The 13,775-nt window shown below is 61.0% G+C and carries 14 protein-coding genes; 13 read left to right on the top strand and 1 reads right to left on the bottom strand.

The genetic code is table 11. The annotated features are described in order from the left end of the window. The 11 genes from mhpE to GCT19_RS38725 form a co-directional block, all read left to right on the top strand. Positions 1-695 (top strand): 4-hydroxy-2-oxovalerate aldolase (mhpE, locus tag GCT19_RS38785; RefSeq protein WP_152854866.1); only part of this gene is annotated, 695 nt, incomplete at its 5' end. 156 nt (positions 696-851) lie between these two features. Next, the gene (locus tag GCT19_RS38780) at positions 852-1,949 is read left to right on the top strand and encodes a porin (protein ID WP_026228927.1); all 1,098 of its coding nucleotides are present in this window, start codon (positions 852-854) and stop codon (positions 1,947-1,949) included. A 73-nt stretch (positions 1,950-2,022) separates the two neighbouring features. Continuing rightward, positions 2,023-3,132 carry an alcohol dehydrogenase catalytic domain-containing protein gene (locus GCT19_RS38775; RefSeq protein WP_018436590.1) on the top strand — a complete coding sequence of 370 codons (1,110 nt, stop codon included), beginning with the start codon at positions 2,023-2,025 and terminating at the stop codon, positions 3,130-3,132. 27 nt (positions 3,133-3,159) lie between these two features. After that, on the top strand, positions 3,160-3,690 hold the full coding sequence (locus tag GCT19_RS38770; RefSeq protein ID WP_018436589.1) for a cupin domain-containing protein: 531 nt from the start codon (positions 3,160-3,162) through the stop codon (positions 3,688-3,690). A 28-nt stretch (positions 3,691-3,718) separates the two neighbouring features. Further along, entirely contained in the window at positions 3,719-4,264 is a 546-nt protein-coding gene (locus GCT19_RS38765; protein WP_026228926.1) for a bacteriohemerythrin, read from the top strand. A 30-nt stretch (positions 4,265-4,294) separates the two neighbouring features. Next, positions 4,295-5,038 carry an SDR family NAD(P)-dependent oxidoreductase gene (locus tag GCT19_RS38760; RefSeq protein ID WP_018436587.1) on the top strand — a complete coding sequence of 248 codons (744 nt, stop codon included), beginning with the start codon at positions 4,295-4,297 and terminating at the stop codon, positions 5,036-5,038. 161 nt (positions 5,039-5,199) lie between these two features. Next, a complete protein-coding gene (locus tag GCT19_RS38755) occupies positions 5,200-6,762 on the top strand; it encodes a methyl-accepting chemotaxis protein (protein WP_026228925.1) in 1,563 nt (520 codons plus the stop codon). 22 nt (positions 6,763-6,784) lie between these two features. Next, positions 6,785-7,654 (top strand): alpha/beta fold hydrolase, encoded by an 870-nt coding sequence (locus GCT19_RS38750; protein WP_152854865.1) that lies wholly within the window; start codon positions 6,785-6,787, stop codon positions 7,652-7,654. A 14-nt stretch (positions 7,655-7,668) separates the two neighbouring features. Then, complete coding sequence (locus tag GCT19_RS38745) at positions 7,669-7,863, top strand: hypothetical protein (protein ID WP_221309633.1); 195 nt, start codon at positions 7,669-7,671, stop codon at positions 7,861-7,863. Between the two features lie 396 nt (positions 7,864-8,259). Then, on the top strand, positions 8,260-9,129 hold the full coding sequence (locus GCT19_RS38730; protein ID WP_152854863.1) for an NmrA family NAD(P)-binding protein: 870 nt from the start codon (positions 8,260-8,262) through the stop codon (positions 9,127-9,129). 122 nt (positions 9,130-9,251) lie between these two features. After that, on the top strand, positions 9,252-10,040 hold the full coding sequence (locus GCT19_RS38725; RefSeq protein ID WP_018436583.1) for an AraC family transcriptional regulator: 789 nt from the start codon (positions 9,252-9,254) through the stop codon (positions 10,038-10,040). 54 nt (positions 10,041-10,094) lie between these two features. Here the strand turns inward: GCT19_RS38725 and GCT19_RS38720 are convergent, their stop codons facing one another. Next, positions 10,095-11,696 carry a DHA2 family efflux MFS transporter permease subunit gene (locus tag GCT19_RS38720; RefSeq protein ID WP_152854862.1) on the bottom strand — a complete coding sequence of 534 codons (1,602 nt, stop codon included), beginning with the start codon at positions 11,694-11,696 and terminating at the stop codon, positions 10,095-10,097. Between the two features lie 212 nt (positions 11,697-11,908). On the opposite strand from GCT19_RS38720, the gene GCT19_RS38715 reads away from it, so the two are divergent. Beyond that, the gene (locus GCT19_RS38715) at positions 11,909-12,583 is read left to right on the top strand and encodes an alpha/beta hydrolase (RefSeq protein ID WP_152854861.1); all 675 of its coding nucleotides are present in this window, start codon (positions 11,909-11,911) and stop codon (positions 12,581-12,583) included. Between the two features lie 188 nt (positions 12,584-12,771). Then, the coding region (mreB, locus tag GCT19_RS38710; protein WP_152854860.1) for a rod shape-determining protein at positions 12,772-13,775 on the top strand (1,004 nt) is incomplete at its 3' end.

Raw genomic sequence — 13,775 nt, 5'->3', positions numbered from 1 at the left:
GCGTGGCGACGCACTGCACGGAAGCGGACATTTCGAAGCAGCACATCGAATACGCGCGCGAACTCGGCATGGACACCGTCGGCTTCCTGATGATGAGCCACATGACCACGCCGGAGAACCTCGCCATCGAAGCGAAGAAGATGGAGAGCTACGGCGCGACCTGCATCTATGTGGTCGACTCAGGCGGCGCGCTGACGATGAACGACGTGCGCGACCGCTTCCGCGCGGTGAAGGCGGTGCTGAAACCCGAAACGCAAACGGGCATGCACGCGCACCACAACCTGTCGCTCGGCGTCGCAAATTCGATGGTCGCGGTGGAAGAAGGCTGCGATCGCATCGATGCATCGCTCGCGGGCATGGGCGCGGGCGCGGGCAATGCGCCGCTCGAAGTGTTCATCGCGGCGGCCGAGCGCATGGGCTGGAATCACGGCACCGACCTCTACGCGCTGATGGACGCCGCCGACGACATCGTGCGTCCGCTGCAGGACCGGCCGGTGCGCGTCGATCGCGAAACGCTCGCGCTCGGTTATGCGGGCGTGTATTCGAGCTTCCTGCGTCATTCGGAAGTGGCCGCGAAGAAGTACGGCCTGAAGACCGTCGACATTCTGGTCGAGCTGGGCAAGCGCCGCATGGTGGGCGGTCAGGAAGACATGATCGTGGATGTGGCCTTGGATCTGTTGAAAAGCGGGAACTAAAGATCACGAAATTCGGGACATTCACGTTTTATTGAATGTTTCAAATTTGCGGCTCATTTATCAATTCGCAGCAGTCGACGATAAGAGACCGTTTAAGCCTTTCTGCCACAGCAGAGAGGCTTTGGCGAAATATAAACTTTGGGGATAGTGAAGAAGATGAAGCTCAAGACTAGTATGCTGGCCGTTAGCGCCGTGGTCGCTGCAATCGCAGCCGATTCGGCAAACGCGCAATCCAGCGTGAATATCTACGGTCTTCTCGACACGGGGGTCATGTACGTCTCGAATGTCGGTGGCAATAAGCTTTTCAAAATCGATCCGGGTGCGCAAGCTCCGAACCTCTGGGGTATCACGGGCCGAGAGGACCTTGGTGGTGGCCTGAAGGCGGTCTTCAAGCTCGAAGGTCAGATCGACCTGAATAGCGGTGCAGCCATCAATGGTCTATTTGGTCATCAAGCTTATGTCGGTGTTTCCGACAGCAAGTACGGTACGCTGACAGCAGGCAATCAAATCGACTTCATGTTCGACTCGCTGATCGCGGATCGTTGGGGTCCCGCATTCCCGTTCGTGAACGCGATGAGCCTGCGCCAAGGCGGCTTTGTCGGTCTCGACAATCGACGCGGTTTCATGAATGGTTCGTTCGACTTCGACCGTTCGCTGGGCGCCCCCATCGCCAACTCGATCAAGTATCAGAGCCCGGTGTTCTCCGGTCTCTCGTTCGGTGCGCAGTACGCCTTCGGCGGTGTCGCGGGTTCGTTCAGCACGAACTCGGGCCAGAGCTACGGTGTGAACTACCACATCGGTAACGTATCGCTGAATGGCGCGTACACGTACATCAAGAGTTACGATTCGAAGAACTTTCCCACCGCCCCGGAAAGCAATATCCGAAACTTCGGTTTCGGTACATCGTGGGTTCTTGGCAATACCGAACTTGGCGCTCTGTACACCAATACGGCGAACACTGTGAACGGTGCACAAATTGGCGTCTACGAAGCGGACGTGACCTATACGTTCTCGCCGTTTTTGCACGCCCACCTGGAATATCAGTACATGAAGGGCAATGGCGTGCTCAACAACGCACATGCGAATCAGGAAACGCTGACGGTGCTCTATTCGCTGTCCAAGCGCACCAGCATCTACTCGGCGTTGGCGTTGCAGCAGGCATCGGGTATGAACGCACAGATTCTGATGACGCCCGGTGCGTCTTCGGGCGGCCGTCAAACGGCATTCGACCTAGGTCTGATTCACTCGTTCTGATCGGGTAGTGTGAAAGGGCTTGCCCAGGTGAGCCCCTTCTATGTCCAAAACAATCCACTGGAGGAGATGTTCAATGTCCACGATGCGCGCAGCACGCGTTCACGACGCAAGCGGTAAATTCGTTATCGACACGATTGACAAGCCGACGCTTCGACGTCCCACGGATGTTCTCGTGCAGTTGAAGGCCTCCGGTATCGTGCCCAATCTGCGCAATGTCATGAGCAACTACGGTGACAAGTCGTATCTGACCGTGCCCGACCTGCCGGCAATCTACGGGCTGGACGCAGCGGGTGTCGTTGCCGAAGTGGGTTCCGCTGTAACGGGCCTCAAGGTCGGCGACCGCGTGTACATCAACCCGGGTCGCTCGTGTGGTTCGTGCCATGCATGCCGTACCGGCGAGAACACATTCTGCGAAGCCTTCACGTTCCAAGGCTATTTCGGCTTCGGTCCGAAGTCGAAGAAGATCTACGAACAATATCCGTTTGGCGGTCTCTGCGAATATGCGACGGCACCGGCTGACGGTCTCGTGAAGCTCAGCGAGAACGTGTCGTTCGAAACGGGCGCCCGCTTCGGTTATCTGGGTACTGCCTATTCGGGTCTGCGCAAGGCGGGTGTCGCTGGCGGCAAGACCGTGATGATTATCGGCGGCACGGGTACGCTGGGTCTGGGTGCCACGCTGATCGCACGCGCGATGGGCGCGACCAAAATTCTGGTCGTGGCTCGCAATGAAGAAACGCTGGCCCGCGTCAAGGCGATCGATCCGAAGCGTATCTGGACCTTCTCATACGGCTCCGGTAGCCTCCAGGCTTGGGCTAAGGAACAGACGGACGGCTTGGGCGTCGATTCGGTGATTGATGCTATTGCGCCGAGCCCGACCAATATGCAAACGACGAAGGACGCAATCGGTTGCCTGCGTCGCGGCGGACGCATGGTGGAAATCGGTGCGCAGATCAATGAAGTGCCGATCAACATGCATGAAATGATGTGTTCAGCGCTGTCGATCATCGGTTCTCTGTGGTTCACGGTCGGCGAAGGCCAGGACATGGTGAACATGATCGACGCAGGTACGCTCGACCTGTCGACATTCGAAAATCACACGTACACGCTGGATCAGGCCAACGAAGCCCTGCTCGATGCGGAAAAGCGCGCTGGCGGTTTCGTCAACGTTGTGATCACACAGTAATTCTCGAAACAAATCAGGGGATTTCAAATGGTACGTCGTGTTGTTACCGGCCAGGTTGAAGGCAAATCCGTCGTTCTATCGGATAGCGATGAAGCGGGTCATGCATTTGCCGCCGTTCGTGGTTTCAAGACCACGCAGATTTGGGCCACGAGCCCCGAAACCGTGCTCCCCCATGCCGGCGGCGATCCAGTTCAGGGGCAAGTCACGGTCATGCCGGCACTGAATGGCACGCGTTTTATGATCGTGCAGTTTCCGCCCGATGCCGTGATGTCCGCAGCCGATTTCGATGGAGCAGCGGCCGGTGCCGAGTACGCGGCAGTGTTGCCTGGTCTGGCCGAATGCTTTGAGCCGAATGGTTCGGGTTTCCATGTCACGGACTCCGTGGACTACGACATCGTCCTCAGCGGCGAACTGACGCTCGAACTCGATGACGGCGAGCAGCGCGATCTCAAGGCCGGGGACATCGTTATTCAAAACGGAACCCGTCATGCGTGGCGTAATAAGAGCACACGACCCGCGGTGATGGCTTCCGTGTTGATTGGAACCAAACGTAACTGAGATGTAGTAGAGAGATGTGGGAGACTGAATGATGAACACTCGACAAACACCTGCACACCACGAACATCGCCACGCGCCGCGTCAAGCCAGGCACGTGGAAAAGCTCGAATGGAATGATGCAATGCTAATGGGCCACGGGCCGATGGACGATTCGCATGAAGAGTTCGTGGCCGTTGTCAATGCATTGCGGAACTCCACGGTGGAAACGGCATTGGCATGTCTTGCCGCGATGGAGTCTCATCTGGTTTCCCATTTCGAACTGGAGCATTCGTGGATGGACAAGACGGCGTTCCCGGAAGCCTATTCCAAATGCCATCGAGATCAACACGACGAAGTGCTGGAAGCGGTGCAACGAGTACGTCAAATGGCGATCGTAGGTGCGGTGGGGTTGAGCACCGTTCATCGGCTCGCCCAATCGCTGATCGACTGGTTTCCAGGTCATGCCGACTATATGGATTCTTCGTTGTCCGCGTGGATCAACGACAAGCTTCATGGCGGGCAAGCGGTGGTCATTCGACGCAATATGGCACACGAGGATCGGGTGCCCGGAGAATCCGAAACCATCGCGGCATAAACGCACTATATAAATCTGGGAGGGCAAGTGATGTTGATGAAGGACAAGGTCGGTTTGGTGACGGGTGGCGGTTCGGGCATGGGTCGCGCGGCTGCATTGGAACTGGCGAAAGAGGGGGCTGTGGTCGTTCTTTGCGGACGTACGGCGGACAAGCTTTCTCAGGTGCGTCAGGAAATCCAGCAATTGGGTGGCCAAGCTGAAATTTTTCTTGGCGATGTCTCGAAGCGCGAGGACAACCAATCGCTGGTGAACTATGTGGAAGAACGCTTCGGGCGGCTGGATTTTGCGTTCAATAACGCGGGCGGTCACGGTGACTTTCACCCCATTCATGAAACGTCGATCGAAGAAGCTGAGTGGGTTATCGACTTGAATTTTAAGGGCGTGTACTACGGCGTGAAGTTCCAGATTGAAGCTATGCTTCGTTGTGGGGGCGGCGTGATCCTCAACAATGCCTCGATCTTCGGCATCCGCGGTATGAATGGCATTGCCCACTACGTGGCCGCCAAACACGCAGTTGTGGGCCTCACGAAGGCGGTGGCGAAAGAATATGCGAATTCCAATATCCGCATCAACGCAGTGTGTCCTGGTGCTACGGAGACCCCGAACTATATGCGCAGCACGGGTGGGGACGTTCATCTTCTGGACAGCATGATTCCGATGGGGCGGATCGGCCAACCGCAAGAAGTCGGCAAAGCGGTTCTTTTCCTCCTTTCGGACCAGTCGAGTTATGTGACGGGATCGACGCTCAGCGTTGATGGCGGTATGACCGTGTGAATTTCTGAGTTAAGCAGTCAAGGAAGAAGTACTCGGGGATTTTCTCCGGGTACTTCTTTTGTTTTTGCAGGCGTTATGGATAGTGAAGCAGGCTCGGCCAGGATCGAAACTCAGCGGTACCGGCGTTGACAGAAGACTAGTTCACTTTAGAGAAATAGGCCATGTTTAAAGAAATCACAATTAAAAGACGATTGATCGTTGCGATGGGGGTGTTGAGTTTTCTGCTGGTATGTGTTGGGAGTATTGGGCTGTACAGCCTCAGCGAAGTGAATAACTCGTTGCGGGAAGTCTATGAGACACACCTGACCGCAATGCATCGTCTGGACCTCATGATTCGGTCGCTTAATCGCCTCCGCTATTCGGTAGCCAGTGCGACATATAGTACCGATCCCGCTGTAATCGATGCGAAGCTGGAGAAGTTTAAGGTCGATTTGAGCGCGGGAAATACCGCATGGAAAGAATACACGGCTGATATATCGCCGGAAGCGAAGCAGAAAGCGGACGCTTTCTGGCCTACCTTTGGGCAATATTTCAAAGAAGCGCTCCAGCCTGCGATGCAGGCCATGGCAGAGCATGATCTGCAGAAAGTTTCCGCCGTCGTTGAAGGTCCGTTGGAGTCGCTATACCAGCCGGTTCAGGACGGTTTGGATGGGCTGATGGCTGATGAAATGCGGGCTACAGAAAGTGCGTATAGACAGGCGCAAAATCGCTACGTTATTGTGCGTGCGCTTTCTATGGCTGCCGTGATCGGAGGATTGATCATGGCGATCGCATTCGGGATCTGGCTGATTCGGGCTATTTCAAATCCTATCAATAAAGCGGTGTCGATGGCGCTGAGTGTGGCCCAAGGTGATCTATCAAAAACGACGGAGATAGATGATCGAATGGACGCCAGATCGAAAGAAGAAACGGCACGATTGCTGGCCAGCCTTCGCGATATGAGCGACAGTCTGACAAAGATTGTCCGTGATGTGCGAACGTCATCCGATTCGATCGCCGACGCATCCGGGAAAATCGCATCCGGTACCAGGGAATTGTCGGGTCGTACAGAGTCGCAAGCCGCGAATCTGGAGGAAACTGCGGCGTCAATCGAGGAATTGAGTTCCATCGTCAAAAATACTGCCGATAACGCGACGAAAGCTGATGAGTTGGCGAAAGAGGCTTCGGAAGTCGCAGGCAAATGCGGCGAAGCTGTCGGGCGCGTGGTGGAAACGATGTCTTCGATCGATCAGTCCTCGCAGCGAATTGTCGAAATCATCGGCGTGATCGATGGCATCGCTTTCCAAACCAATATCCTGGCCCTGAATGCGGCCGTGGAAGCTGCCCGGGCGGGTGAGCAGGGTCGTGGATTTGCGGTGGTTGCTTCGGAGGTTCGGACCTTGGCTCAACGTTCGGCGCAGGCGGCGAAAGAGATCAAGGAATTGATCGACGACTCGGTTGCTCAAGTTAGCACGGGTGCGCGGCTGGTTGACGAGGCCGGGCTGACGATGAGCGGCGTCGTTGATTCGACGCGCCGGGTGTCATCAATCGTTTCGGAGATTTCAGCGGCGACGAATGAGCAAGCGGCGGGTATTGAGCAAATCAATCGCGCGGTCATGAATATGGACGAACAGGTGCAGAGGAACTCTGCTATGGTCGAGGAATCGACAGATGCGAGTCAGGCCTTGCGAGACGAGGCGCAGCAACTGGCAAAGTTGGTTTCGATTTTCAAGCTTGGATACTGAAGAGAAATTTAGGAGCATGCATATGAGCGCATATACCGAACAAAGTACGAGTCAATTCTGTACCGTCAGCGATGCGACTACCGGGTTGAGTTACAACGTGCACTACAACGACGTCGGTGCGAAAGAGAGCTATCCGGTAGTGATGCTTCACGGTTCAGGTCCCGGGGCCAGCGGCTGGGCAAACTATCATCGCAATATCGATGCTGTCGTCGCGGCGGGATATCGTGTGCTGCTGATCGACGTGCCGGGGTTCGGCAAGAGTGATGCCTATGTGAATGACAAGGGGTCGCGCGCCGATTTCAACGCACGGATTGTGCGTCAAGTACTCGATGCGTTGAGTATCGAAAAGGCCCACCTGATTGGTAACTCGATGGGTGCCCATACGTGCACCGCTCTCTATCTGGATTCCCCGCAGCGAGTCGGTAAGATCGTCATGATGGGAGGCGGTACTGGCGGCCCCTCGATGTTTGGCCCGGTGCCCACCGAAGGCATCAAGCTGTTGAATCAAGTGTATCGCGAGCCGACGCTCGAGAATGTCAAGCGCATGATGAGTATCTTCGTCTACGATCCGTCCGCACTGACGGATGACCTGCTTCAAATGCGGGTCGATGCGATGGTTGCCCGCAAGGATCATCTGGAGAACTGGACTAAGAGTCTGGCCGCTAACCCTCGCCAATTCCACGACTTCGGATCGCGGTTAGCGGAAGTCAAGGCGCCTGTGATGCTCATGTGGGGCCGCGACGATCGGTTCCTGCCGTTCGACACGGGTCTGCGCCTGATGGCAAATCTGCCCAATGCGGAGATGCACTTGTTCGGCCGTTGCGGTCATTGGGTGCAGTGGGAGCACGCGGATAAATTCAACCGCATGGTTCTGGACTTCCTCGCCAACTAAGGTACGCCCAATGGGTGGCGCGGTTCACCAATACGCACCTGTTGCCGCCGCCGGCCCATTTGCTGAAGATTTTCGCCGCGTGCGGCAGTAGTCCGCAGATCGCGGCCCGCGTTGCCAACGCCTTCGATGATCCCAAGGCACTTGCTCCCTGGTATTTCGACACGGCCGAGGCGGACCGCTTCCTCGACTCCTTCGCGCAACCAGCATGAGCGCCGCCGTAGAAGATGCGGCCAGCGGCGGCTCCAACGAAACCGTGTTGAAGCTGCTTGCGGTCACACCGACCGGACCACCGTCGGCGTCAACGATACGACGGTGGAGACCATCTGATTATGGTGGGCCGGGTGGTGCGGCTCACTATTCCGGCTGTAGCAGAAGCGCCGCTGCTGTTTCACCGCGGACGCTACGCGGCGCTGGCGCAGGACGAGATTCTAGCCACCGGACGTGCGGCCGGCGCAAACACTTCTGCTGTGTTGTGTCCGGCCGCAGAACGGGTGACTTGATGACATCAAGTCACTAAACAAATGACATCCATGCTCTCGCGAAATCGCCGCGCCGCGCCGAGAATTCTCCCCATCACGGCATCCGCCGTCATTGAGGAGAAAAGCATGTTTGCAATTACCGGTGTGACAGGACAGGTGGGCGGCGCGGCGGCGCGCGCGTTACTCGACGCAGGACACGCGGTGCGCGCCGTGCTGCGCGACGAAAGCAAGGCGGCAGCGTGGCGCGAGCGCGGCGCCGAAGTCGCGATCGCATCGTTCGACGACGCCGACGCGCTCACCGCCGCGTTTCGCGACACGGCCGGCGTGTTCGTGATGATCGCGCCGAACTTCGCGCCGCTGCCTGGTTATCCGAACGCGCATGCGGCGGCCGCGGTGCTGAAGGAGGCGCTGTCGAAGGCGCGGCCGGGGAGGGTGGCGGCGTTGTCGTCGGTGGGCGGGCAGCGCGAAACGGGGCTCGGCCTGATCACGCAGGTGCATATTCTCGAGCAGGCGCTAGCCGATCTGGCGATCCCGACCGCGATCCTGCGGCCGGCCTGGTTCATGGAGAACTCGCTATGGGATATTGCGCCGGCCCGCACATCCGGTGTGATGCCGAGCTTTCTGCAGCCGCTCGAACGCGCGTTTCCGATGGTCGCGACCGCGGATATCGGCCACGTCGTTGCACACACGCTCACGCAGTCGTGGCAAGGGCGGCGCGTGATCGAGATCGAGGGGCCGCGGCGCTATACGCAGCGCGAGATCGCGGCGCTGCTCGGCGACCTGCTCGGCCGCGCGGTCGAAGCGCGGACGGTGCCGCGCGAGCAGTGGCAAGCGCAGTTTCAGGCACAAGGCACCGAGTGGCCCGCGCCGCGGATCGAGATGCTCGACGGTTTCAACTCGGGGTGGATCGATTTCGAGGATGGAGTCAATGAGCGGGTGGTCGGGACGACCTCGTATCGGACGGTGCTGGAGGAGCTGGTCAGGCGGGCAGGGTAAGCCGGGTCTCGTGCGGGGCCGCGCTCAAGGTTGCCGGACCGTGTGAAACCGCACCGCAGCCGAGCCCCGCGCGCGTGCTAATCTTGCTCCCTTCGCGGACGTCCCGCGTCAGAGCACACACCATGACGGAAGCCTTCGATCCGGACGGCATCGAGCAAGCGGTCTTCGTGGTCGGCGAGCGCCATGCGACGCTGGACGAGCCGTGGTGCGCGGATCGGCGCGCGCGTCTGATTCATGTCAGCGAAGGCGTGCTGACGGTGCGCACGGAATCCGGCCGTTGGGTCGTGCCGCCCGCCCGCGCGCTGTGGATCGCCGCGAATACGCTGCACTGCCTGCGCGCGAGGCGGCCCGTGCAGTTGTATTCGCTGTACGTCGCGACCGATTCCGCAACGAACGCCCCGGCGGACCCCGCCGCCGATCGCGCGCCGCTGCCCACGCAGACCGGCGCGCTGATCCCGGACACGCTGGTGCAGGCGCTGCTCGCCGCCGCGGCCGATCTGCCGCACGATCATCCTCCCGACGAACCCGCCCGCCGTCTGCTGCAGGTGCTGCTGGATCGCGTCGCCGGCTTGCCCGCCGCGCCGCTCGGCCTGAACTGGCCGGGCGATCCGCGCGCGCAGCGCATCGCCGAGGCGCTCAGCGCGAATCCCGCGCAATCGCTGGTGCTCGAGGAACTCGCCGCGGCCGCCGGCGTGACCGCGCGCACGGCTGCGCGTCTGTTCGCGAAGGAAACGGGGCAGACCTTCGGTCAATGGCGCCAGCAGCTGCGTCTGCTAGCGGCGCTCGAACATCTCGGCGCCGGTGAGAGCGTCACGCAGGTGGCGCTCGAAGTCGGCTATAACGACGTGTCGTCGTTTATCGCGGTGTTTCGCGATGCGTTCGGCGACACGCCGGCGCGCTATTTCCGCTGACGCCATTCCGCAGTCACCGTGCGAGCGTCGCCATTGCGCGAAGACGAATCCGCGTCAATGCGCGCCGGCCGCGTCGGGTCCGCCGCCGCCCTTGGCTGGCCGCGTGATCCAGATCAGCGGAATGATCAGCACGAAGATGATCGCCGATACAAAGAAGATGTCGTTCAGGCCCATCATCGCGGCCTGCGTATTCACGGTGAAGTCGAACAGCGCATTTGCCGATTGCGGACTCAGATGCAGCACCGACTGCGTGTTGTCGATCTGCTGCCCGAACAACGGGTTGTCGACCGAGGCCTGCTCGGTGAGCCGCACGTGATGCAGGATCGTGCGGTTGTTCCAGGCGGTACCCGCGATCGACGTACCCACCGCGCCGCAGAACACGCGCACGAAATTCGACAGGCCCGCCGCCGCCGGAATCCGGCTCTGCGGCTGGCCGGACAGGATGATCGCCGTCAGCGGCACGAAGAACAGCGCCATCGGAATGCCTTGCAGCAGCGTCGGCAGCACGAGGTGCCACGTGTCGATCTCGATCACGTACTTCGAGCGCATATAGAACACGATCGCGAAGCCGACGAAAGCGACCGTCGAGATCACGCGCGCGTCCGAGTGCGGCAGCACGCGGCCGAGTATCGGCGCGAGAATGATCGCGAAGATGCCGAGCGGCGCGGTGACGAGACCGGCGTCGATCGAGCGATAGTTCAGATACTCCTGCATCCATTGCGGCAGCAGCACCAGGTTGCCGAAAAACACCCCGTATGCGATCGAAATCGCGATCGTGCCGCCGAGAAAATTGCGCTGCTGAAAGAGCCGCAAGTCGACGATCGGGTGCTCCTCGGTCAGTTCCCATACGAGGAAAAACGCAAAGCTGATCAGCGCGACGAGGCCGAGAATCGAGATCACCGGCGACGAGAACCAGTCGAGGTCCTTGCCCTTGTCGAGCATGATCTGCAGCGATGCGACCCACGTGATCAGCAGGCCGAGGCCGACCACGTCGATCGGCGGTTTGCGTGTCGGCGATTCGCGGGTGCGGTAGATCATCCACGTGACGCCGCCCGCGAACAGGCCCACCGGGATGTTGATGTAGAAGATCCACGACCAGCTGTAACTATCGGTGATCCAGCCGCCGAGCGCCGGACCCGCGATCGGGCCGACGGTGGCGGTCATCGCCCACAGCGCCAGCGCGGTCGACGATTTCTCTTTCGGATACGAGCCGAGCAGGATCGCTTGCGACAACGGAATCAGCGGGCCGGCCACGGCGCCCTGGAATACCCGCGCGAGCAGCAGGATCGGCAGCGTCGGCGCGACGCCGCACAGCCATGACGCAAGCGTGAACGACAGGATCGCGCCGACGAACAGCTTCACCTGGCCGATGCGCTGCGTGAGCCATCCGGTCAGCGGAATCGCCACTGCGTTGGAGGCCGCGAACACGGTGATCACCCACGTGCCCTCGTCGACCGAGACGCCGAGGTTGCCTGAAATGGTCGGAATCGCGACGTTCGCGATCGACGTGTCCAGCACATTCATGAAGGTGGCGAGCGCGACCGCGATCGTCGCGAGAACCAGCCGGCCGCCTTCGAGAGGCGCGGGCGGCGGTGGTGGCACGGGGGGCTGAGGCGGCGGCGACGCGGAATCAGGCGTGGCGTTGGGCTGGCTCAAACGGTGTTCTCCGGATGTTTTGCCTCGGACCGCGCGCCACGGCGGCGGGTCCATCGATGCGCAAAAGCATACCCGCATTCGCCCGCCGACGTCGGCCACAGCCGCGGCCGATGCGGCTCCCGGCGACGCGAACGGGGCACGCAGCGTATGCTCGCGGCTAAGGCTGAGCCACCAAGGCCAGAAACACTAAACCACGGAAAAAAGACACCACCATGAGCTGGCAGCAATTCGAACACGGCTGGCGGCGCGCGCCGGACACGGCACCGCACAACGCGCCCGCGACGAGCCTCGTCGTGCTGATGCACGGCGTCGGCAGCAACGCGCGCGATCTGATGCCGCTCGCCGACATCTGGAGCGAGCACCTGCCCGGCACGGCCTTCGTGTCGCTCGACGGCACCGACCCGTTCGACGGCGGCTTCGGCGGCCGCCAGTGGTTCAGCCTGCGCGACGTCGACGGGGCGAACCGTGAGGCGCGCGTCGTCGCCGCCTATCCGGCGCTGCGCCGCGTGCTCGATGCCGAGCTCGCGCATTGGCAGCTGTCTTTCGATCGGCTTGCGCTAGTCGGCTTTTCGCAAGGCTCGATCATGGCGCTGCATCACGTCGCGTCGAGCGCGGAGGGGGCGGCGGGCGTCGTCGCGTATTCGGGGCGGCTCGCTTCGCCGATCGTGTCGTCGAACCGCGCGACGCCGCTCACGCTGGTCCACGGCGAGGACGACGAGGTGATCCCGGTGCGCGAACTCGAATTCGCGGCCGACGCTTTCAGCGCCGCCGGCTATCAGGTCGACGCCTACATGCTGCCCGGCGTCGGCCACACGATTACTGCCGACGGCGTCGCGCTCGGCCGTGACGCGCTGGAACGCGCAGTGGGCAAGCTGTCGCGCGATTGACACAACTCCGATAGAAAGCGGGCCTAAAGATTCTGATGAGCTTGCCGTCATACGGGCAATAGCTTGAAAATCACCCCCGCCGCGCGGGAAGCGCAACGCCCAGCGGGCGTGTCGCGCGGCTTCGGGGACCCGGGGGCGCATTTCCAGACCGCCCAAGAAGGCGGATAACGACACATCAGAGCCTGCATATGGCCAGACCGACGCCGCATTACCCGCTCTTTGAGCGATTGTTCCGCCACTCCGTGGCGGTGGATCTCGGCACGGCCAACACCCTTATCTATACCGACGACGGCGGTGTCGTGCTGAACCAGCCGTCCGTCGTGTGCTTCGAGACGCAGCCCGCGAGCGGGGCGAAACGGATCGCCGCGATCGGCGCCGAGGCGCGCCAGCTGCTAGGCCGCGCGCCGCGCAATCTCGAAACGGTGCGGCCGATGCGCCACGGCGTCATTGCCAACTTCTCCGCCGCCGAACACATGATCAAGCAATTCGTCGACATGGCGCGGCCGCGCTCGCTGTTCAGCCGGCGCGCGGCTTTCACGCTGTGCGTGCCGGCCGCGGCGACCCACGTCGAGCGCCGCGCGATCCGTGAAGCGGCCGAAGCGGCTGGCGCGTGGAAGGTCAGCCTGATCGGCGAATCGCTGGCGGCCGCGCTCGGCGCGGGGTTGCCGGTGCGCGATGCGACCGGCTCGATGGTGGTCGACATCGGCGGCGGCACCACCGAAGTCGGCGTGATCGCGCTGGGCGGCACCGCGTACAGTGGCTCGGTGCGGGTCGGCGGGGACAATTTCGACGCGGCGATCATCAGCTACGTGCGCAATCTGTACGGCGTGCTACTCGGCGAGCAAACCGCCGAGCACGTGAAGAAAGCCCTTGCCTCGGCCGTGCACGACGTGCCGCTCGAGCAGATCAACGCAACCGGCCGCGGCGTCGACGACGGGCTGCCGCGCACGGTGCAGTTGAGCAATCGCGATATTTCGGAGGCGATCGAAGCGCCGCTGAGCCAGGTGATCGGCGCGGTGAAGCGAGGGCTCGAATTGGCCCCCGCCGAACTCATCACGGACATCGCGTACAAGGGCATCGTGCTGACCGGGGGAGGCGCGCTGCTCCGCAATCTGGGGCGGCGCTTGAGTGAGGAAACCGGCCTCGACGTGCACGTCGCCGACGAACCGCTGACCTGCGCGGTGCGCGGCGC

The sequence above is a fragment of the Paraburkholderia atlantica genome, assembly GCF_009362785.1.
Lineage (GTDB): Bacteria > Pseudomonadota > Gammaproteobacteria > Burkholderiales > Burkholderiaceae > Paraburkholderia > Paraburkholderia atlantica.
Note: the sequence above shows the minus strand (reverse complement) of the source record. Positions and strands in the feature narration are given on the sequence as shown.